15 protein-coding genes are annotated in these 22,543 nt (G+C 38.7%); 8 read left to right on the forward strand and 7 right to left on the reverse strand.

Features of this window, described 5'->3' with window-relative positions; all coding sequences use genetic code 11:
* Window positions 1-4: 4 nt before the first annotated feature.
* Window positions 5-1,960, reverse strand: a complete 1,956-nt coding sequence (locus tag AL038_RS04570) for a PLL family lectin (RefSeq protein WP_145917055.1) — start codon at window positions 1,958-1,960, stop codon at window positions 5-7.
* A 316-nt stretch (window positions 1,961-2,276) separates the two neighbouring features.
* Between AL038_RS04570 and AL038_RS04575 the strand changes: the two genes are divergently transcribed.
* Both AL038_RS04575 and AL038_RS04580 read left to right on the forward strand, forming a co-directional pair.
* Window positions 2,277-3,575, forward strand: a complete 1,299-nt coding sequence (locus AL038_RS04575) for an AAA family ATPase (RefSeq protein ID WP_062149658.1) — start codon at window positions 2,277-2,279, stop codon at window positions 3,573-3,575.
* 92 nt (window positions 3,576-3,667) lie between these two features.
* A protein-coding gene (locus tag AL038_RS04580; RefSeq protein ID WP_101539186.1) for an IS5 family transposase occupies window positions 3,668-4,416 on the forward strand; the annotation gives its coding sequence in 2 pieces (ribosomal slippage) (window positions 3,668-4,082 and window positions 4,082-4,416; 750 coding nt in all).
* On the opposite strand, the gene AL038_RS04585 is transcribed toward AL038_RS04580, so the two are convergent.
* The 3 genes from AL038_RS04585 to AL038_RS04595 all read right to left on the reverse strand — a co-directional run bounded on the left by AL038_RS04585 (window position 4,408) and on the right by AL038_RS04595 (window position 7,588).
* Complete coding sequence (locus AL038_RS04585) at window positions 4,408-5,952, reverse strand: hypothetical protein (RefSeq protein WP_145917056.1); 1,545 nt, start codon at window positions 5,950-5,952, stop codon at window positions 4,408-4,410. The genes AL038_RS04580 and AL038_RS04585 overlap by 9 nt on opposite strands.
* A gap of 148 nt (window positions 5,953-6,100) precedes the next feature.
* A complete protein-coding gene (locus AL038_RS04590; RefSeq protein WP_201800130.1) occupies window positions 6,101-6,802 on the reverse strand; it encodes a Bax inhibitor-1/YccA family protein in 702 nt (233 codons plus the stop codon).
* Between the two features lie 150 nt (window positions 6,803-6,952).
* Window positions 6,953-7,588 carry a YdbL family probable chaperone protein gene (locus AL038_RS04595; RefSeq protein WP_062149663.1) on the reverse strand — a complete coding sequence of 212 codons (636 nt, stop codon included), beginning with the start codon at window positions 7,586-7,588 and terminating at the stop codon, window positions 6,953-6,955.
* A 299-nt stretch (window positions 7,589-7,887) separates the two neighbouring features.
* Between AL038_RS04595 and AL038_RS04600 the strand changes: the two genes are divergently transcribed.
* On the forward strand, window positions 7,888-9,630 hold the full coding sequence (locus AL038_RS04600; protein WP_083991429.1) for a glutamine--tRNA ligase/YqeY domain fusion protein: 1,743 nt from the start codon (window positions 7,888-7,890) through the stop codon (window positions 9,628-9,630).
* A gap of 355 nt (window positions 9,631-9,985) precedes the next feature.
* Here AL038_RS04600 and AL038_RS04605 read toward each other — a convergent pair whose 3' ends face one another.
* Window positions 9,986-12,769, reverse strand: a complete 2,784-nt coding sequence (locus tag AL038_RS04605) for a ribonucleoside-diphosphate reductase subunit alpha (protein WP_201800162.1) — start codon at window positions 12,767-12,769, stop codon at window positions 9,986-9,988.
* Between the two features lie 613 nt (window positions 12,770-13,382).
* On the opposite strand from AL038_RS04605, the gene AL038_RS04610 reads away from it, so the two are divergent.
* From AL038_RS04610 to AL038_RS04625, 4 genes are all read left to right on the forward strand, one after another.
* The gene (locus AL038_RS04610) at window positions 13,383-14,615 is read left to right on the forward strand and encodes a hypothetical protein (protein WP_062149669.1); all 1,233 of its coding nucleotides are present in this window, start codon (window positions 13,383-13,385) and stop codon (window positions 14,613-14,615) included.
* A 77-nt stretch (window positions 14,616-14,692) separates the two neighbouring features.
* Window positions 14,693-15,067 carry a hypothetical protein gene (locus AL038_RS04615; RefSeq protein WP_062149671.1) on the forward strand — a complete coding sequence of 125 codons (375 nt, stop codon included), beginning with the start codon at window positions 14,693-14,695 and terminating at the stop codon, window positions 15,065-15,067.
* A gap of 509 nt (window positions 15,068-15,576) precedes the next feature.
* A protein-coding gene (locus AL038_RS04620) for an IS1 family transposase (RefSeq protein ID WP_414635091.1) occupies window positions 15,577-16,280 on the forward strand; the annotation gives its coding sequence in 2 pieces (ribosomal slippage) (window positions 15,577-15,856 and window positions 15,856-16,280; 705 coding nt in all).
* A gap of 189 nt (window positions 16,281-16,469) precedes the next feature.
* Window positions 16,470-18,161 carry a hypothetical protein gene (locus AL038_RS04625; protein WP_062149677.1) on the forward strand — a complete coding sequence of 564 codons (1,692 nt, stop codon included), beginning with the start codon at window positions 16,470-16,472 and terminating at the stop codon, window positions 18,159-18,161.
* 186 nt (window positions 18,162-18,347) lie between these two features.
* Here the strand turns inward: AL038_RS04625 and AL038_RS04630 are convergent, their stop codons facing one another.
* On the reverse strand, window positions 18,348-18,842 hold the full coding sequence (locus AL038_RS04630) for an RICIN domain-containing protein (protein WP_062149680.1): 495 nt from the start codon (window positions 18,840-18,842) through the stop codon (window positions 18,348-18,350).
* Between the two features lie 145 nt (window positions 18,843-18,987).
* Window positions 18,988-20,052, reverse strand: coding sequence for a class III poly(R)-hydroxyalkanoic acid synthase subunit PhaC (locus AL038_RS04635; RefSeq protein WP_062149682.1), 1,065 nt, complete (start codon window positions 20,050-20,052; stop codon window positions 18,988-18,990).
* A gap of 288 nt (window positions 20,053-20,340) precedes the next feature.
* Here AL038_RS04635 and AL038_RS04640 point away from each other — a divergent pair, with 288 nt between their 5' ends.
* Window positions 20,341-22,533 (forward strand): hybrid sensor histidine kinase/response regulator, encoded by a 2,193-nt coding sequence (locus AL038_RS04640; RefSeq protein WP_062149685.1) that lies wholly within the window; start codon window positions 20,341-20,343, stop codon window positions 22,531-22,533.
* The last annotated feature ends 10 nt before the right edge of the window (window positions 22,534-22,543 follow it).

A 22,543-nucleotide genomic window follows, 5' to 3' on the forward strand; every position in this document is an offset into this window, starting at 1 on the left:
CGCTTTACAACGGGCTTTCAGTAATTAAGGCAAATGTGACTTGCCCTTGATTATTCCATGTATTGAATAACTGATTATCTTCAGTAATACCAAAAACATTGGCTTCAACGCCCCGTATTTCGTTAGAAATTAAATAAGGTTGTAACGCAACACCCCAATCAGGAATATTTTCAACCTGCCATTTTTCTTGATAAAAAATATGGGCTAACCGACCGTCAGAATTGACCGCGAACAAACCTTTATCATTTGCAACCAGAGAATCAGCTTGCACAGTGCCAATTTCGGTTAAAAAGCCAAACTGAATTATGCCCGCGCTGTCTAACCACGTATTAAACACTTCACCTGCGCGAGTCACGCCATAAATCTTACCTTTGACATCTTCTTCACCTTGAATCAGACGGACAATATCCAACGCATCTGTTGCTAACATTGTAAATGCCCAACCGGTTGCCGTTTGATAAATCCAGATTAATTGCCCTGCCTGTGTCACTGCAAAAAGACCACTATCTAACCGCCCTAACGCCAACAAACCCACTTTAAGCAATGGAATATTATGGATTTTTTGCAGACTAATATGGGTTGTTGTTCCCGTAATAGAGAACAAACTGCCTTGCTCAGTTATGGCAAATAAACCTTGTTTTCTATCGCTAACTAAAGGACTGCGTAATTTACCATCAGGACTGGCAACTGTTTCCGTAAGCCATTTATTTTGCTGTATATCATAATAAGCATGAAACAATTCCCCTGCCGTTGTAATCGCAAATCCACCATTCTCATTAGCTGCTAATGAAGGTGCTTGTAAATCTTGTCGTTCACTGACCAACCCTGCTTGTATGCTTTGCCCATCTATCCACGTATTTAATAATTGTCCTTGCTGATTAATGGCATACACTTTTGCATAACTATTTGGCTCTGCCTGCGTAATCGCAATGACCCGTCCAATAACACCTGTAACAGGGGTCAACTGCCAACCATCGGTATATTTTGCGTGTAATAATCCGCCTGCGCTGGTAATCGCAAATAAACCACTGTCTTGTGCTGCTAAGGACATCGGTGGACAAGTGCTACATGTCGTTATTAATGCATCGGGTTGTGTGGGGTCTGGTTCTACGGTTGTATCAAGCAATTGCCAATCCACGCCCATAAAAACCAACTGTTGCAATTGATTATTTGCATTATAAAAAGTAATGTCATCCTGCCCATCTGCATTTGTATCGCTAACCGTCAACTGTGCGCGATATTGCCATAACAAACTGCTATCTTCCCCTGTTTGAACCCAATAAGGCGACCAATTACCCGCAGTAAATCGCCATAAACTCAGGGTTGTTTTATCAAATTGCAGTAAATCGTCCTGTTTATCCCCGTCAAAATCACCAATATACAAATATTCCACATTTTCCAACGTAGGATAGGCTTTAATCTTAATTTGCAAAGGATGATTCCCATTAAAAATCACGGTTCCATCGGATAAACGATAACCAAAAAAGATATTTAATGTCCCTGTTGCGAAAAATTTATCTTGATAAATAGAAAATAACCATTCACTTTCCAATTTTTTATCAATGGTTTGTGGTATTAACGTGGGTATTTTTTTATCCCATTCTTCAACATGCCCTGCCTGATTAATTACAAACCCTGTTTCGAAATCTGTCTCTGATTGATATTCTGCAAAAACAAGCCCTTCTACTATATTGCCAAGTTGTGCAGTATCAACTGCTACTTTTCCTTTAATTTCAATACTATCAGCGAGGCTAACCGTAATTGTATTTTGAGTAATAACCTGTTCGTTGACAACAATACGCCCCCAAAAATGGTCAGTTGCACTAGACAACTGCCCCTCTGCTGATACAAGCGTACCCTGTTCTAAATCTATCCAATCCGTTGTATCAACTGCATAAGTCATTACAGAGATACCCAAGAAAAACAACCCTACTGTTACAGATAATGATAAATATTTCATACTCTTTCTTCAAACTTTAGTGGTTTAATAAGGAAATCACTCAGCCTACTGCGATAGGCAACCTAAGAATTCAAGCATAATATATTGAAAAATAGTTATTATATTTGATATAACTAACGCGCGTTTGACATTTCTTGTTCCTATTTTTGATAGTATTAAACAAGTAAGGGCAATGCGTTCCCTTTCCCTTTCCCCTTTTCTTTTTTATTACTACGCTCGTTTTTAATTATCAACCATACGTCATCGTTAAAATAAGCATTACACGTAAATTGCTAGAAAAAAACGATACATTAATTCCCCTATAGATTCCCTATTTATGTATTACGAACATTTTGGTTTACACGCGCCTCCTTTTAAAATCACCCCTGATATACACTTATTTTATGCAGGCAGTAAACGCGGATTGGTCTTAGAAGCCTTGATATACGCGATAAAAACAGGAGAAGGGATTGTTAAAGTCGTGGGTGAAGTTGGTAGCGGAAAAACCATGCTTTGCCGTATGTTAGAAACTAAATTGCCCCCGCATATCGACGTTGTTTATCTTGCGAATCCACATATTTCACCCGAGATGGTATTACACGCGATTGCGTTTGAAATGCGTCTAGCCGTCAGTACAGACGACAACCGCCTACACGTCATGCACGCCTTACATGCCGCACTATTAGAAAAACACGCAAATCATCGGCAAGTTGTCGTTTTTATTGAAGAGGCGCAAGCAATGCCTTTAGACACATTAGAAGAAATTCGCCTGCTAACAAACTTAGAAACCAACCGCGATAAACTCTTGCAAATGGTGTTATTTGGACAACCCGAGTTAGATATTAACCTAGCTAAATCGCATGTTAGACAATTAAAAGAACGGATTACACACAATTTTCATCTTGAACCGTTTACAAAACAAGATATTGAAAACTATTTATATTTTAGAATGCAAGCCGTTGGGTATCGCGGGCTACCCGTTTTTGATAAACCTGCAATCAAAACATTACATCTAATTTCACAAGGACTGATACGACGCGTTAATATTTTGGCGGATAAGGCCTTACTCATCGCTTTTATGGATAACACCCATTTTGTGCATAAAAAACACATTCTCCATGCCGCACAAGATAGCCATTTTACAATTCCTTACACCTGTCATTTACCCGCCAAATTACTGATTTTTTTCCTATTTGCATTATTCATGGCAATTATCTTGTCGCCACAAAATCAATGGTTAAACACACAATTGCAACACCTTTTAATAGAAAACCAAACAAAAACAATCCACCTACCCGTTACAAACCCACAGCCCATCAATAACACCTTTATACAACAACGTCTTGCTGCAACACAAACGTGGCTACAACAAGTTAATTCACAGCATTACACAATACAACTTTTGCAAATAAATGCGGATAAACTTGAAGCCGTAGCACGTTTTTTATATTTGCCAGAAGTACAAGCCTTACAACAACCGCTATTTATTATCAAAACGACACTGGGCTGGATACTCACTTATGGCGAATTTACCGACGAAGCTCAAGCCAGCGCGCAACTAAAAACCCTGCCTGAGCGACTACAACGTAATAAACCATTTATTCGACGCATGGAAAACCTTAAACCACACGAATAAAATTTAATTTTAATTAACCTTAGGGCGTGTCATCAAATAGTAAAAAATGTTATATTATAATCATATACCCAGATATCGCCAAGGATAAAACAATGAGTCGTCGCTATGCCTTAACCGATGAACAATGGTCAAAACTAGAACCGCTACTCCCTGGGCGTAAAGGACATGTCGGGATGACGGCTAAAGATAACCGCTTGTTTATTGATGCTGTTCTATTCCGTTATCGCAGTGGCATTCCTTGGCGCGACCTCCCCGAACGCTTTGGTGATTTCCGTGTCGTCCATACCCGCTTCAGTCGTTGGTCTAAGAAAGGTGTCTGGGAACGTGTTTTCAAGATACTAAGTGCCGATGCCGATAATGAATATGCCATGATAGACAGCACAATAGTTAGAGCGCATCAACATAGTAGTGGTGGTGGCGCAGATGAAGCCATTGGACGTAGCGCAGGGGGTTTAAGTACCAAGATTAACTCCGTTGTTGACGCACTGGGCAATCCGACCCTTTTTTTTTGACTGCGGGACAGGCAAGCGACCTTGAAGGGGCTGATGCTCTTATTCCTCAGATAAAGGCAAACGCTTTATTGGCTGATAAGGCTTATGATGCTGATGAACGGGTTAGAGATGTTTTAAAACAGAAAAGCATAGAACCTGTGATTCCGTTCAGGAAAAATCGTTTAAATCCACCTGATTATGATAAAGCTCTTTATAAGGCACGTTATTTAATCGAGCATTTCTTTGGTAAATTAAAGCAATATCGTGCAATAGCTACACGATATGATAAACGCGCTAGGAATTTCTTAAGTGGGGTTTATTTGGCTTCTACCTTGATTCTTTTAGCTTGAACCTTTAACCCTTCTTATTTGATGACAGGCTCTAATTTCCTCTAACGGATGTTGTTCTAAACGCCCATCAATCAGACGAAATAACAAGGTTTTTTCAGGAACAAGATATTTTGTTGGACGTTGAGAACCCGTATAAATTTCGCTCTGATTTTCTACAGGCGCTTGTATATAAACACCGGTCGCATCACGTTTTACATCTTCTATTGAATAAACCGCCAGTTGATTATTGCCATACCAAACTTTTACCCCACTGTCTTTATTAAAGGCCCAAATATCAACTTCTGCAAAAATTAACGTTGTTTCATTAGGTAATACAGGATATTGTCCTTGTAACTGGGTTTTAACCAAATTCACCATTTCCGCCCGTCTGATTAAAATATTTGTTCCATCGGCAAGCGTTTGTTGCGCTAGTTTCTCATTAAAAAGCACATTAGCTTGATAAATGCCTGACACGACAACCAAAGCCCCAAGCCCAAATAATAACTTTTCCCCTCTAACCTGTTGTAATAAAAATTGAATGGCTAATAAAACCAAGCTAATAAATGCGGGCAGCGAATAAATTGCATAATAACGGTAGGTGTGATGCGGTAGGAATAACACGGGCAACAACGCGACAATCAGCCAAATAGCAAATAATAAAAATATCTTTGCCTGCTGACGGTCGATAAATAAATAGAGAATATTGAGGACGAATAAACTGACAACGCCTATGTTACGTGCAAGCCGAATAAACTCGCTTTCTGTCTGCCAAAATGGAAAAAAGACTTGTGTGAGCCATTTACTATAAAATGAACCATTCGCAATGATATGAAACCCATAAGGGTCAATAAAATAAGGATGACTGGGTGGCAGACTTAATGGCGATACCGCAAAACTTTTTAGGCCGATAACCCACAACATAACAATGATAAACGGCACTACACGCGGCAGCAGTGATTTAACCCCATGCCATGTATATTCCTTTAATTCAAAAATAAAAAGATAACTAAATAAAATCAGTGGTAATGTAACAGTTGATTCTTTAAACGACGTGGCAATAAAAAAAATGATGACACTAAGCATCGTTCTTTTTTGTAAAAAAAGCCAGAAAGCCAGTAAAAAACAAAACGCTCCCCCTAAATCATAAATACCCACCGCCCACAACAATGGGTCAAGGTTAATTGCAATAGCAGTGGCATAAATAAATGCCGTGAGATAAGCGATAGGGGCAGATTGTGTTAGAAAACGGATAATATAACTAATCAGTAACGCATTAAAAAAGTGTAGTAATAGCGTGATAAGATGGAAAAATAAGGCATTTGTACCAAATAATTCGTACATTAACCACATATAGGTTTGTCCTAACGGACGATAAAATAATTTTCCTGTAACACTGAAAAAGGCCGTTAGTAATGTTGCTGCTGAATTATTCTGAAAATCCCAAAGCAATCCCCAATCATCTTGAATAAAAGGCATGAATAATACTTGCCAATAAGTGATTAAGATAATGAATACAAGGAAAAGTGGGAAAAATCGGGCAATCGGTAGAGAACGCATAATCATGGTCGCTAGTGAAATAACATAGGCGCGTATAGTAGCGTTTTTTAATGCGTAATTCTTTAGTGATAATTGATTTTAATGCAGGGAAAAATACAGGCAGGTGTCGGAAGGTCTATTGACCTTCCTGACAGGACGGAGAGAAAAACTATTCGTCGCCGAAAATACCTAAAATGTTTAATAAACTGACAAATAAGTTATAAATACTGATATATAACGTTACGGTTGCCATGATGTAATTGGTTTCGTAACCATGCACCATGTCACTCGTCTGCCATAAAATCATGCCTGACATAAGCAATACAAACATGGCAGAAACCGCTAAATGCAGTCCGGGTAAATTAAAAACCAGCGCACCAATACCCGCTAAAAAGGCAATTAATACGCCTGTCACAACAAAACCGCTCAGAAAACTAAAATCTTTCCGCGAAGTCAGCGCGTATCCTGATAACCCTAAGAAAATCACCGCAGTTGAACCAAAAGCCATCATCACTAACTCGTGACCATTCCCAAAGGCTTTCATGTACATGCCAACAACAGGCCCTAATGTCATCCCCATAAAACCCGTCAGGGCAAATACAGCCAAAATTCCCCAAACACTGTTACGCAAGGCAGAAACAGTAAAAAATAAGCCAAAATAGCCAACCAATACAATAACCCAATGTAAAGGAGGCATATCCATTGCCAATGCAATACCCGCTGTTATCGCACTGAACAATAAAGTCATGGATAACAAAGTATAAGTATTACGAATCAGCTTATTCGCTTCTGTTGTTGATAAGGGCTGTACAGAATCCATATCAATTACTTGCGCGGTGGGTACTCGATTAAACAGGCTTTTATCACTCATAATTAACCTCCTCAAGAAAACCGTTGCATATAATTCTGCTTACTCAAATGCAGATGGTTTGCTAACCCCGCATTATTATTCACTAAAAGCAATACAAGACATATTATGGGGGGAGAAATGCAGATTTGCAAGTTTCTATCATCACCTAAATTATGGCTTACGTTGCCATTGCCCGCGTGTATCCTGATACCACCATCCTTTTGCTGCCCGTTCAATCCAACGGCTAGCAAATGTCGAGCGAATTTCAGTTTCCCACTCAGGATGTCCATTTGCCAACGCTAATTCACGATAAAGAGCTAAACGGTCATTATTTTCTTCCACAACCCAACGATTAACATTATTACGGTTTTTTAAGGGAACAAGACTAGGATCACGTAAAGTAACCAATGCATCAGCCGTTAAACCCACCGCGCCACTCTCATAATAAGCCTTTAAATCCTTAAAACGGGTTGCCATCCCGTTTTGTAAGACTTGAATCGTTGGGCTAGACACATCAATATTTGCCTCAGCCTGCGCGCTAGGAATCAATAATTCGAACACACTGGCAAACCAATTGCTTGATTGAGGTAATGCGGATTGCTTATCTGTCGCAGGTTTTACCTCGGTTACAGGCTTCTCTGTTGCTGGTTTGTCTGTTGCCCCTGATTTTTCACCCCATACTTGGTCAATAATTTGATCTGCTGCTTTTTCTGCGGCGGCAGCAGGAAAATACACGTTAATGGTGACACATGCTGTTAAGAAAAGTCCCAATAATGCGGTTACAAAATGGATTGGTCGTATAAACATGCAAAGCTCCTTGTATCTGCTATCAACTGCCTATGTTTAAATAATACTGGTAAATGCCGTTCATTATGACAGAAATCAATCATACTTCAGGGGATTCTCTGCCAACACTTTATGAGTGGTATTATCAGCAAGTCCATCAAAAAAACATTAATAACCCCATTTACACCCATATAACAACCCAATTTTTTACTATTTTTAACAAAATAGCTCATACACACTATAAAATGGAAGATTGCCCAATTGAGTGCAAAACTCCTACAATAGCAACATTATCCTATATTTGTTTTTAAGGTTACGATATGACTGAAGAAGCCACAATGACTCAAGAAAAAATATCCCCAGATAGCGTTAATAATCCAGAAAAAAAACCTGCTCCAAATTTTATTCGTCATATCATTAATGAGGATATTCAAACCAATAAACACGGTGGCAACGTTGCTACCCGCTTTCCCCCCGAGCCTAACGGCTACTTACACATCGGACACGCGAAATCTATCTGCCTTAATTTTGGCTTAGCGTTGGAATATAACGGCGTATGTTACATGCGCTTCGACGATACCAACCCCAGCAAAGAAGACATTGAATACGTTGAAAGTATCATGCGCGATGTTCGCTGGCTAGGCTTTGAATGGGGAGAAGGGAATTTACGCCATTCCTCAGACTACTTCGACCAACTATATGACTATGCCATACAACTGATAAAACGAAATAAAGCCTACGTTTGCAGTTTAAGTCCCGAAGAAATTCGCACCTATCGCGGTACACTAACCGAAACAGGCAAAGACAGCCCCTATCGTAACCGCTCTATTGAAGAAAATTTAGACCTGTTTGAACGGATGCGACTTGGCGAATTTAACGAAGGCGAACAAGTATTACGGGCAAAAATCAACATGCAATCGCCCAACATAAACCTGCGCGACCCTGTTATCTACCGCATAAAAAAAATGACGCACCACATGACGGGTGACAAATGGTGTATTTACCCCATGTATGACTACACCCACTGCCTATCCGACATGCTAGAAGGCATCACCCACTCCATTTGCACCCTAGAATTTGAAGACCATCGCCCCTTGTATGACTGGGTATTAGACGAACTACAAACCCCCTGTCATCCACAACAAATTGAATTCGCGCGACTATCCCTAAATTACACAGTAATGAGTAAGCGAAAACTCAACGAACTAGTCATAAATCGCTACGTCAATGGCTGGACTGACCCACGCTTACCCACCATCAGCGGTTTACGTCGTCGCGGCTACACACCCAACGCCATCCGTGATTTTTGTGAACGGATAGGCGTAACAAAATCCGATACTTGCATAGATATGGCATTACTAGAAACCTGTGTACGCGAAGACCTAAACACCAGCGCGCCACGGGCTTTCTGCGTACAACGCCCCTTAAAACTCATCATCGACAACTATCCTGCCGACCAAGTGGAATACATGGAAGCCCCATGGCTAACAGAAAAGCCCGAATTAGGCGTGCGGAAAATCCCATTTACCCGTGAATTATTCATTGAGCAAGAAGACTTCATGGAAACCCCGCCCAAAGGCTACTTCCGCCTACAACCCAATGGAGAAGTCCGCCTGCGCTACGGCTACATCATAAAATGCATAAGCGTAGAAAAAGACCCCATAACGGATGAAATCCTTGCAGTTCACTGCACATACGACCTAGAAACCCGCCATGGAATGCCACAAAGCAACCGAAAAGTAAAAGGCACAATCCACTGGTTATCTGCCAACCATTCCATCCCTGCGGAAGTCCGTTTATACGACCGATTATTCACCGTCGCCAATCCTGACAGCGCGGGGGGAGATTACAAAGACCATTTAAACGCCGATTCGATGATTGTTTTAAAAGACAGCCGTGTCGAACCCGATTTAGCAACCGCAAAACCCGAAGACCACTATCAATTTGAACGTTTAGGATATTTTTGTGCAGATGAATTTGATAACAACGCAGAACATCTAGTCTTTAACCGCACTGTCACACTACGCGACACATGGGCAAAGGTAGAAAAGAAAGGCAAATAAGATAAAGAGAACAGCGGCGAATTTATTTATTCGCCGCATAACTACATGGAAATAAACAAGTAGCATCGTTCGTTACAAGTAAAAATTTACCGCCGAATCCGTGCTAAAATGGGTTGTTCACCATTAAAAACCAGTAAACCAGCATTATAAAGTCACTTTTTGCATTGCAGGTAACACATTTATTTAATGTGATTTATTTTATTAACCTTATTTATTTGCACTGCCCTTTATTCAATTAAAAACCGTCTGAACCAGAATTCGCAGATATACAGCGTTTTTAGATAAAATAACGCTTATCCACATATTTTTATCCTTAAAATACCATCAATTCTGATTCAGACAAAAACGCTACTTTCTATTGACAAGCCTCACAATCAGGGTCGTCAATCAAGCAGACTTTAGGGATTTCGTTTTCCTCATCTTCTATAACGGCTGCTTTGTTACTGCGAACCGTGTTTTTCTCAACATGGGTTGCCCCCATAGAACGTAAGTAATACGTGGTTTTTAAACCCCGTAACCACGCTAATTTGTATAACAAATCTAATTTACGCCCCGATGGTTCTAAGAGATAAAGATTGAGCGATTGCGATTGGTCTATCCATTTTTGCCGACGTGACCCCGCTTCAATTAGCCATGATGGGTCAACTTCAAATGCAGTCGCATATAATGATTTTAACTCATTGGGAACTCTATCAATATTCTGCACACTACCATCAAAATATTTTAAATCGTTGACCATGACTTCATCCCACAAATTCAGACTTTTTAAGTCACGGACTAAATAGGGATTAACAACGGTAAACTCACCCGATAAATTTGATTTTACAAATAAGTTTTGATAAGTCGGCTCAATGGATTGCGTAACACCCACAATATTGGAAATCGTTGCAGTTGGTGCAATTGCCATGCAGTTGGAATTTCGCATTCCATCACGTTTTACTTTTTCGCGTAGTGTTTCCCAATCTAGGGTGAAACTGTTGGACATTTCCAAATATTGCCCGCGTGTTTCATGCAGTAAATTAACACTATCAATGGGTAAAATGCCCTGACTCCACAATGACCCCGCAAAAGTGGAATATTTCCCGCGTTCAACGGCTAATTCATTAGAGCCTTCAATCGCAAAATAGCTTATATATTCCATTGATTCATCAGCAAAAGCAACGGCTTTATCGGTACTGTAGGGAATACGTAATTGATAGAGTGCATCTTGAAAACCCATGATGCCAAGTCCGATGGGGCGGTGTCTTAAGTTGGCGGTACGTGCTTGTGGAACGGCGTAATAATTGATGTCGATAACATTATCAAGCATCCGCATGGCGGTTTTGACGGTACGTTGTAGTTTTGCAACATCTAAACGGTCGTTTGTGATATGTTGCGCGAGATTAATACTCCCTAAATTGCAAACCGCTATTTCATAACGAGATGTATTTAAAACTATTTCTGTGCACAAATTAGATGAATGCACAACGCCAACATGTTGTTGTGGTGAACGCACATTGCAGGGGTCTTTAAAGCAAATCCATGGATGCCCTGTTTCAAATAGCATGGTGAGCATTTTGCGCCAGAGTTCTACGGCAGACACTCGTTTGTAAATCTTTAATTTGCCTTGTTCGGCAATCGCTTCGTAGCTTTCATAGGCTGTTTTGAATGTATCACCACATAAATCATGCAAATCTGGGGTTTCATTGGGTGAGAATAACGACCAATGCCCATTTTCCATCACTCGTTGCATGAATAAATCAGGAATCCAGTTTGCGGTATTCATGTCATGCGTGCGACGGCGTTCATCACCCGTGTTTTTGCGTAATTCGAGAAATTCTTCTATGTCAATATGCCATGTTTCTAAGTAGGCACATCCTGAGCCTTTGCGCTTGCCACCCTGATTAACGCTGACTAGGGTATCATTCGCCACTTTGAGAAAAGGCACAACGCCTTGCGATTTGCCGTTAGTGCCTTTGATTCTCGCGCCCATTCCGCGCACAGGTGTCCAGTCGTTGCCAATTCCACCTGCCCATTTTTGCATCATGGCGTTGTCTTTTATCGCGCCGAAAATGCCGTCTAAATCATCAGGAACAGTGCTAACAAAACAGCTTGAGAGTTGTGAGCGTAGCGTACCCGAGTTGAAGAGGGTCGGGGTACTGCTCATAAAATCGAAACGGGATAGGAGATTATAAAATTCAATGGCGCGTTCTTCGCGTTGAATTTCATTAATTGCAAGCCCCATTGCAACGCGCATAAAAAACGCTTGTGGGAGTTCAAAACGGGTATCTTGGCTGTGTAAAAAGTAGCGGTCGTAAAGGGTTTGTAAGCCTAAATAGGTAAATTGTAAATCGCAATGGGCATTTAATGCCGCACCGAGTTTGTCTAAATCGAACTCCGCTAAAATGGGATTTAATAATTCTAATGCGATACCTTTATGAATATAGTGTTTAAAGTATTCCGCATAGTAGTGTTTCATTTCTGTCGCAGTAACTGTATGCGGTTCAAACTTGAGCAGGGTTAAGGCTTCCGTGCGTAAATTGTCGAGCAGCAACCGTGAGGCGACATAAGTGTAATTCGGCTCTTTTTCAACCAACGCGCGCGCACTCATGACTAATACATGACTGACATCTTTTTCAGAAATGCCGTCGTAGAGGTTTTTTAGGCTTTCTTCAACAATCTTTTCAGGATTAACATAGTCTAAGTTTTCACAGGCTTCGGCAACGATTCTGTGTAAGCGGTCTTCATTTAATGGCATGAGATTATTATCTAAGTCTTTGACGTGTAACACAGCTGTTTTTTTCCGTTCCGCACGAAGGGCTGCATGTCGCTCGCGATATAAAACATATTCACGGGCAATTTTATGTTCTCCTTCACGCATTAATGCAAGTTCTACTTGGTCTTGAATTTCTTCAATGTGGACTTTGCCTGTTTCTTCTAATCGGCGTTCAATACCTTTAAGAACTTGCTTAGTAAGTTGTTGTACAAGGGTTTTTATGCGATTAGAGCTAGAGGCGGAGTGTCCTTCCACTTCTAAAAATGCTTTGGTAATCGCAATGGCTATTTTGTTCGCGTCGAAACTGGTCAACTGTCCTTGTCGGCGAATAACTTGGTATTGGTTTAATTCCGCGTTATCCCATTCAGTGAGGATGCTATCCATCAACAGGTTTGCGGTTTGAGGTGCGATGTGAGTATCAATTGTCATGGTTATCTTGCGCTAACATATTGTTTAAGCTGAATCGGTTTAGATAAAAAAAGGTGTCATAGACACCTTGTCGGTTAATAAGGATTCAAACGAGAAAATACAGCCACTGGCATGAATCTTGTGGTTAGATTTTCTTTTTCTATAGTACTTTTCCCCTGTAAAATAGGTGAAAATTATTGTTTTATTTACAATATGATAGTTAGAAAAAAAAAGGGAAGTTATCCAACGTTTGTCTTTCTATATTACCTTAAAATGGACAACTCGCTTTAAAAAACTATAGAGAAAAATAACCACTTTGCTTTAAATGGTTTTTACGGAAGGCTGTGAGGTTATGAAAAGGGTTTAATTTAAAATAAACCATAATATTATATAGTTATCGGTTAAATATATACACTGATTGCCCACGATTAAGTTTGTAAATATATGATTGTATGTATTCCTGCTAACTCAGGTTAAAATAGGGTGAGTTTGATGATTCGCCTATGTCATAAGTGCAAATTTATCAGCTTTTGTCCTGCTAATAGTTTAATTAACATAGTTTTATTCTTTTTCCTGTTTACGTGTCACAATGCTGCAATGTCCTGTTTGCCAATTTGAAAACGCTGAAGAAGCCACGGCTTGCCAACAATGTGGCTGGGCGTTTACTTATTATTTAAATCTCACACCAGAGGATGAAATTACCTATAAAACGCAACTGACTCAAGCACAAGCAAAATGGCAAGCAATTCAAAATCCCGCAAAACCCGCACCTACCACACCCATAGCAGTGCCTGATTTAACACAAGATGTTTTTGAAAGTGAAGAAGAGTTTAAACAACGCATTGAAAAACAAAATCCCTATTTTGCGGGTACAGCAACATTGTTGCGTGAACAATATGATGCACAAAAAGAAATTTTCCCACTAACCGTGCAATGGCAATCATGGCTAAGCCCAGCTAGTCGCGGCTTATATGTTAAAGTGGATAGACTATCCGCAAAACAGTTATATGAACAAAATTCGGAACATGCCATTTATATACAATTAACAGTTAAAGAAGGATTGGTCGTTATTACTAAATTAAATGTGCAATGTGAAACAAATAGTTACTTAATTCATCAAGAAGAAGATGACCAAGTTTGGACATGGACACAACAATATGACAGTGCTGAAGCCTATCAACAATATTTAAACAGCCAAACATTAAAAACACATTATCTTGATGCCAAAAAACGGCTAAAACACAAACAATTAGAAACAAAACGCGCAGAAATAAAAACCATTGCCTTACACCTGACATTAGCTATTATCGGGACAACTGTCGGGACGATGGCAACTATTCAATGGATAGGAACATTAAGCAGCGCATTATTAGGCGGTGTCGTTGGGGCAGTGTTCATTGTTGGGGCGAGTTATTGGATATTATTATGGATAACCGAATTAAGATGTGTTGGTAGTAACACATTATATTCACTAGAAATATTAAATGGAAAACGGTTAATGTCGCAACATGCAAGCGTCAGTCGTGAGAAATACCCGCAATTATCTATTCAAGGTTGGGCAGTAGATGAGGTTGCGAAAAGAGCCGCAGCGGGGGTGCTGGTTTGCATTGATAACGTTGACACCTTAGCCTTATATGGCAAAGAACGTGCAGATGTTGTCCGCAATTGGAATAATGTGGACTATCAATATTCAGGTTTCTCAGCCGTTGTTGATATACAAAAACTTTCTAAAGGCGAGCATCAAATACGGTTAAAAATTATTACGGCGGACAAAAAAGGCTACTACATGCCTGATAAAGCATTTACCTTATTAATTTTGTGATAATTAAATAATTTTTTTAAGCATTTTTGAATATCATAAATATAGATATAACGCATTAACAAAAAAAGGGAAATACAATGGCAAATATTACAGAATCTATTCAACAAGCCATGCAATTAAAAGGCATTATCGGAGTTGCCATCGTTGATATTGAATCTGGTATGTGTTTGGGAATGGCAACGACGCAAACGGAATTTGATATGGAATTAGCCGCTGCGGGAACGACAGAAGTAGTTAAAGCAGAGTTACAATTGAAAGAGTTATTACAATTAGCTAATCCTGTTGAAGATATTTTGATTACAGTAGATAAACAGTATCATGTTATTCGAGTTTTTCAACATCAACCTGCTTTATTCATGTATGCCGTTTTACATCGTGATACAGGCAGTTTACCGCTCGCTCGCTTAGAATTTCGCCGTTTAGAACGAGAATTTGTTATGAACGGACAATAAAAACCAAAATAAACGTTAATAAATTGTTTTTAAAAACTATTATTTTGCGAAACCCTCGCATGTCTTAACAGATGACTATGAGGCAAATCTAGCGTTGCGCAAATAACGTAGGATAAAAGAAACTCCCTTGTCCCCCAAAATGGGGGATATTTTTCAATAAATTCAAGTTAGAATTTAATCAATCTTAACGCTCAATATCCGTCGCTTGTTAATTTCTAACCCAACCTTTACCCCACCTTCTCTTGTTTCAAAAGCTCAGCCTCTGCAAATTCGTCTTTCATCCATGCGCGGTCTTGTGGAGTCGATTCATCTGTTTTAATTAAATTTAAGACTTTTAAAACTTCATTTTTTTGATAACTCGTTTGAGGGAGAGATATAAAAAACGAGTGGCTATAAGTTATTTAGCAGGCGTATAGATATTAGATGTCTTGATTTAAATAAAAATAGGTAGTGCTAAAGAGAAAGTGATATTAAAATAAGAAAACAGAAGAAAGAGAAGAGTCCCTAAAATGCTAACCTGCCCAAGCTGTAAAGCGACACACATCGTGAAATACGGAAAAACCCGCACAGGGACACAAAACTACAAATGTCGCGAATGCGGACGGAGATTTGTAGAACAACCCACCAAGAAATACATAAGCCAAGAGACGTGGGCACAGGTGGACAAGCTATTAAAAGAAAAACTCTCGTTAAGAGGAATAGCCCGTGTTACGGGAATCTCAGGCACATGGCTACAACATTATGTCAATGGTTTGTATGCGCAACAAAGACTAGAACAAGCGGTTAAAAAAAAGGACAGTTGCGCTTAGAATGCGATGAGATGTGGTCATTTGTTGGGCAGCGTCGCCAGAAAGTGTGGGTATGGTTAGCGTTAGATAGAGACTCACGAGAGGTTGTCGGGATTGCCTTTGGAAAGCGAGATGCGGAGGGAGCGCAAGCACTCTGGGACTCACTCCCAGCGGTATATCGGCAATGTGCAGTCTGTTACACCGACTTCTGGGAAGCGTACCAGAAAGTTCTACCGAGTAAACGGCATAAAGCGGTAGGGAAGGAGACGGGGCTGACCAATCATATAGAGCGATTTAATAATACGTTAAGACAGCGTGTCAGTCGTTTAGTGAGGAAAACCTTATCTTTCTCCAAGAAGATAGAAAATCACATCGGGGCTACTATTTTTTTCATTAATGATTATAACAAATCACTGCTTCTTTAGCACTACCTTAATGCACAGTCGTCATCAGGTAGTGGTTTTATCGTAAAAGTTTTTGAAGAATTATCAGGAAAACAAACTTATTATGTTTTAACTGTAAAACACATATTTAAAACTGAAAATTTTAATATAGAACCAAATAGTGATAATGTTTCTCTTGAATATTTCATCCAAAACAAATCTACTAACTTATTGTTTACCGATTGTATATTTATCGATGAATATGATATTGCTATATTTGTTCTTGATCAAGAAAGCGTTAACGCATATTTACAGTCACAGAGTATTGAGTTACTCAATATTTTAGACAGTGATTTTCAAGAGTGTTTCATTCTTGGCTATCCTGCTAACCGTCTGAATCATAGAGGAGAATTGGAATCTTATCGCTGTTCTTATGATATAACTCATGAAGTTGCAGATGAGATAAATCCGCAATATGAAGTTATTTCATCTGATAAATCACTATCATCTTATGGTTGTAAAGAATCAAAAAATATTAGGGGATTATCTGGTAGTGGTGTTTTTACACAACAAAAAAATACAATTTATTTAGTTGGTATTCAAAAAGAAGTAAGAAAGCCCTTTAACTTAAAATGTATTGATTTAAGGAGAGCTATCTCCATTGTTAACGAAGTGTTAAAGACTAAAGAATATCCACCAATTCCAGTAAAAGAAATATATGAGGGAGAAATTACAGGGGTTGATTTTGAAAGGTTTGATTTAGATGCAGCATTAGAGATTTTAAAAAACTCAGAAGAAATACAAAAAATCAGTGAAAATGACGGTTATCAGTCTATAAAAAATAGAAAAAATGATAAGTTAAGAGAATATCAGAAAAATCTTTATAAACAACAGAAAATACTTGCAGATTTATATTTACATCGTGGTATTGTTTGCCACAAGCAAAAAGACAATAGAAGAGCGAGCTTTAATTTTGCACAAGCAATTAAATATGCTCCAGATTACAAAGTATTCTTTTTAATTGCTAAAAACTTACGAATTAACAGTAAAACAGAAAACAATGAGATTTCAATAGAAGATAATTATTTAGAACTTTTAAGATTATATGAACATCAAGACCCAGATAACATTGAGATACATATAATTGAGAAAAAAATCACAGTATCTTGCGAGCTTGCTGAGTTTTACTTTCAAGTTAAAAACTATTCACGCATGGAGACTTACTTATTAAATGATACGTATTTTTTTGGACAATTAAATCTAATATGCAAAAAAACAAATAGTATCAGCATAGATGCAAAAGAACTTCTAGTTTCTCTCACACAAAAGCTCTATAAGCTGGTATATGGTTACATATTACAAAAAAGTTATTTCGAAGCAGAAAAAATATTATTAGAAGGATTAGAACAAGTTGACTTCTCGCTTATCGATATAGTTCAACAATTACCTAATTGTTCAAAATATAAATATGTATTAGCCTTTGGAGTAATTGATGTTTTTTGCAAACAAAAAAAGTATCCAGAAGCTTTGTTTTGGTGGAACAATACATTTAAATTATTGAAGTCAAGTGAACGCTTTTACATTCATGCGTTCGAGTTTTTTGTGCGTAAACTCGAAATAAACAATGGATTAGGAATGAGTATAGAAGATAGTAAATATTATTATAAATTAGCTAAAAACTCCTTAAATAAAATAAGAGTATCTAATTTAACGCTTAGTCAAAACCTTGAGTTGAGGCTAAGAAAGTTGTGTTTTTCTATCACTACCCGTATGGTTGAGGAAAACATCTCCTCAGACAATAAATTAAAAGAAGATATACAACAGCTTCAAAACAGTGTAGCTAAACTTACCAATGATTACCCATTAGTTAAAGAGCAATTATTAGAAATAAAACAGTTGCTAGAGAAAAAATTCTCCGCTTAAATCCTCTCTAAAATAAGTACCGTACTTGTTTTAACTACTCGCGCAGTTGCCTAAATAAGCTATACGCCACAACGTGCTGTTTAATTAAGTCAGCATTTTTCAATAAGTAAGCTCTTAATTTCATTAATCTTAACAAACAGGAATGAATGAATTCATCCCTGTTCTAAAATACGTTACGATAATTTGTTACCAATGCCATTTCTGGTTGGGTGCGTCATTGCAATCCCAAATTTGGACATTTGTACCCACTTTATTAATATCACCACCCACATCTAGGCATTTTCCACCCGCATTAACCAAGCGTCCGCCTTCTAATCGCCATTGTTGATTGGGTGCGTCATTGCATCCCCAGATTTGGGCGTTTGTGCCTGCTTTTTTCACATCACCCCCCGCATCTAGGCATTTACCCGCTTCGTTAATGAGCTTTCCACCTTCTAGTCGCCATTTTTGATTGGGGGCATCATTACAATCCCATATTTGCACGTTTGTGCCTGCTTCATTTGGGTTTCCGCCTATGTCCAGACATTTACCCCCTTCGTTATAAAAACGCTTGTTTGAGGTTGCCTCACGTGCAGCTTGTAATTTTTTTTCAAGGGCTTGTTGTACTTTGTCCAAGTTATCCGCGTAGCTTGGCAGACTGAAAAGAATAAAAGGTAGTAGCCCTAAAACACGCTTAAACACGATATAAACTCCTTTTGTAAACCAGTGGATGGAAGTAATCTCTTTATATAGCTGGCAGGATTGCTAGCAATCAGATACTAATGATAATAGTAAATTGTGTGGAAAATGTAGCCGAGTTTTCATTATTATTCATTTTATTGAGAATTTAATCATGTGTGTCTAGCCAGCTTCCTATCGTGTTGGGCATGGTTTTTTGTACGCGTTCACTGACATAAATGCCAATGTGTCCTGCTTTGAGTGCGAGTTCTTGATAATCTGTGCTTTTAACCAGTTTTTTTAAGGCAATGGCGGCTTTGGGTGGAACGATATGATCTTCTGTTGCATAAATATTGAGTATGGGCATTGTAATATTTTGTAAATCAACGCGTTTTTCACCTATGATAAGTTTGTTATTTATCAAGGCGTTTTGTTGAAAGAACCATTTGGTAAATTGGCGAAATGCTTCACCTGCTTGGTCGGGGCTATCAAAAATCCATTTTTCCATGCGTAAAAAGTTTTTAGCGGCTTCGGTGTTATGTAAGCTGTCCACCATTTCTAAATATTTTTGTCCTGTTAGACGGAAGGGTTTCATGGACAAAAACGTCCAGTTTAATAGTTCGCCGGGAATATTTCCCATTGTATCCACTAACAAATCAACATCAATTTTTTCTAACCAGTGGCTGAGTAGGTTATCAGGGGTATGAAAATCAATAGGTGTTACCATCGTAATCAAGTTTTTAACTTTTTGCGGATATAACGCGCTGTAACAAACGCTTAGTGTTCCGCCTTGACACACGCCTAAGACATTAACTTTATTAATTCCATGTCGTTTACAAAGTGTTTTAACACAACGGTGTATGTAACCATGAATATAATCTTCTAAGGTTAAATAGCGGTCTGCCTCGTCAGGATAGCCCCAATCAATTAGGTAAACATCTTGTCCTGTTTCTAGTAAGCCACGAATTGTGGAGCGATTGGCTTGTAAATCTAACATATAAGGGCGATTTACGAGCGCGTAGATAATTAGTAGAGGGATAGGGTTTGGATTGTCAACAATCGGTTTGTAGCGGTATAACACTAAGTTATCTTCTTTATAAACCGCTTCTTTAGGGGTTGAGCCTATATCTATGTCGGTAATGTCTGCAAGCGTTTTTAACCCTTCTCCCAGTTTTTTATTAAACTCCAACATTTCTTGAACAGCATGTTCCATACGAATATTGAGTGGTGACATTGTTAATTTCCTAAAAAAACAGAAAACGGTTTAACATACTAAACTGAAGGTGTGATTACCTTATAAAAATTAGGTTAATGAATCACGTTTTTAATCTACATCATTGCGTTAATGTATTATCATTGTGAAAAATAATCAGGTATTCATCTGTCATTGCTATTATTCATTATGCAAATGCCCGATTTATTGTGTCCTCGTTTTGTGGATGGGCATATAACTATCAAGCGATTTTAACAACTATGGGTTATGCGTTTTTACGACTTCTCTTTAACTGAGGGATAATAAACTATGTCCATAGATGATATTTACGCAAGAGCTGAGTTATCGCTTCAACAGCGGACTAACGGACAAACAGAAGTTATGATTCATGCAGATGAAATGACCGCTCTACTTCAAGCACTTAGTACGAATAAAATTAAATTAGAAACGCAAAACGAAGTATTACGTCAAACACAGGATGCTTTTGCAGCACTGAAAAACAGATATTTTGACTTATATAATTTCACCCCTGTTGCCTATTTCACTCTTAATATACAGGGTGATATTTTAGAAACCAATTTAAGAGCTACACAACTATTGGGGATAAAGCCATATTTTACTAAAAATGAATCGCTTTTTTCTTATTTAACCAAGCCATCACAATCCGTTTTTCATCAACACATACAAACCTTATGCCAGCAGAAAAACCGCCAACTCTGTGAGCTAGAAATTATTTGTGCCGTCAATAAAGAATTACTTTATGTACGAGTGGAAAGTTTACCGATTTTAAGCGGTGATAACACACAGGTAGATAAAATTTTTACAAGTTTTACTGATATAAGTGACTGTAAACACGCGGAAAATTTATTACGTATTCAACGCGATCTTAGTTTTAATCTTATCACGGCAACCGATTTAAGCAGCGCGAGCCAACAAATTTTAGAAGCCTGCTGTCAAATTCGCGAAATTGACTGCGGTGGTGTCTATCTTTCACACCCCGAATCAGGTGATTTATCCCTTATTGCACATACAGGGCTAACCGACACCTTTGTTGCTAAAACGCACTACTACCCTGCAAACAGCGTAGAAGCACAGCTAACACAGGCAGGACATTCACTCTATGCCCACTTTAAGGATTTACCCCTCGCACGTATCGCCTGTTTAGCCAGCGAAGGGTTGCAAGCAACGGCTATTCTACCTATACAAAATGAAGGCAAAATTATTGGTGCAATGCAACTCGCCTCCCATATCTACCAACATATTTCCCCCAATAGTCGCCATGCAATAGAAACCATTGCCAATAAAATACATGGTGTTATTGCGCATCTGAGCGCGGAAGATGCTAACCGCCGTAAATTAAGCGCGGAAATTGCCAGTCGTGCCAAAACGGAATTTATTGCAAATATGAGCCATGAACTCCGTACCCCACTTAATTCACTCCTCATTCTTGCTGAAGGGTTGCAAGAAGGCACGTATGGCGAACTCAATAGCCGACAGCAACATTTTCTACATGTCATTGAAGAAAGTGGACGACATCTACTTTCACTCATCAACGATATTTTAGACCTCGCCAAAATTGAAGCCGATAAAGTAGAACTCAATTTACAACTTCTTGCTGTTGAACCCGTTTGCCAAGCCAGTTTACGTCTTGTTCGACAAATGGCGCATCAGAAAAAACAACAACTACATTTTGACATTGCTGAAATTGGCTTAATGCTCTACAGCGATGAACGACGACTCAAGCAAATACTCGTCAATCTTTTAAATAACGCCATTAAATTCACCCCTGTTAAAGGCACAATTGGGTTAAAAGTACACACTAATGCCGCACAAAAACAAATATTTTTTACTGTTTGGGATACAGGAATTGGCATTTCCCTTGAGGATCAAAAACGCCTATTTACCGCGTTTGTCCAACTGAATAAAAAGGAAAATAAAGAATATGAAGGGACAGGCTTGGGGTTAAATCTGGTCTATCATCTGGTGAAATTACACGGTGGTAGCATTAATGTCGCTAGCGAACCGCTCTTTGGTAGCCATTTTATTGTTGGCTTACCTTGGCAAACAGACTTAGAAAAACAACAAACTAATACAGCACTTATAGAACAAAAACATACTGTTATTCGCCCAGCAACCCAAATAAACATTTTACTGGTTGAAGATAACATCATTACTGCGCAAGGACTTTGCGACTATTTAGAAAACATTGGCTACAACGTAACCCTAGCAGAAACAGGTACACAGGCTCTACAGTGGGCGCAAACACAAGCACCACATTTAATTTTACTAGATATTCAACTACCTGAGTTAGATGGTTTGTCTGTTACCCAACAAATCCGTGCAAATGTGAAAACTGCACATATTCCCATTGTTATTCTAACCGCAATGGCAATGCCGGGTGACCGTGAAAAATGTCTTGCCATTGGCGCGACCGACTACTTAAGCAAACCCATTACCTTAAAACATCTAATAACGATGATCGAACGACTATGCCAAACATAAATAAAACAAA

This window comes from Beggiatoa leptomitoformis (assembly GCF_001305575.3).
In the GTDB taxonomy this organism is placed as follows: domain Bacteria; phylum Pseudomonadota; class Gammaproteobacteria; order Beggiatoales; family Beggiatoaceae; genus Beggiatoa; species Beggiatoa leptomitoformis.

Bases quoted from the DNA above. Each gene is read 5' to 3' on its own strand.
- AL038_RS04570 (WP_145917055.1), bottom strand. From the start codon at position 1,960: ATGAAATATTTATCATTATCTGTAACAGTAGGGTTGTTTTTCTTGGGT.
- AL038_RS04575 (WP_062149658.1), top strand. From the start codon at position 2,277: ATGTATTACGAACATTTTGGTTTACACGCGCCTCCTTTTAAAATCACC.
- AL038_RS04585 (WP_145917056.1), bottom strand. From the start codon at position 5,952: ATGCGTTCTCTACCGATTGCCCGATTTTTCCCACTTTTCCTTGTATTC.
- AL038_RS04590 (WP_201800130.1), bottom strand. From the start codon at position 6,802: ATGAGTGATAAAAGCCTGTTTAATCGAGTACCCACCGCGCAAGTAATT.
- AL038_RS04595 (WP_062149663.1), bottom strand. From the start codon at position 7,588: ATGTTTATACGACCAATCCATTTTGTAACCGCATTATTGGGACTTTTC.
- AL038_RS04600 (WP_083991429.1), top strand. From the start codon at position 7,888: ATGACTGAAGAAGCCACAATGACTCAAGAAAAAATATCCCCAGATAGC.
- AL038_RS04605 (WP_201800162.1), bottom strand. From the start codon at position 12,769: ATGGATAGCATCCTCACTGAATGGGATAACGCGGAATTAAACCAATAC.
- AL038_RS04610 (WP_062149669.1), top strand. From the start codon at position 13,383: ATGCTGCAATGTCCTGTTTGCCAATTTGAAAACGCTGAAGAAGCCACG.
- AL038_RS04615 (WP_062149671.1), top strand. From the start codon at position 14,693: ATGGCAAATATTACAGAATCTATTCAACAAGCCATGCAATTAAAAGGC.
- AL038_RS04635 (WP_062149682.1), bottom strand. From the start codon at position 20,052: ATGTCACCACTCAATATTCGTATGGAACATGCTGTTCAAGAAATGTTG.
- AL038_RS04640 (WP_062149685.1), top strand. From the start codon at position 20,341: ATGTCCATAGATGATATTTACGCAAGAGCTGAGTTATCGCTTCAACAG.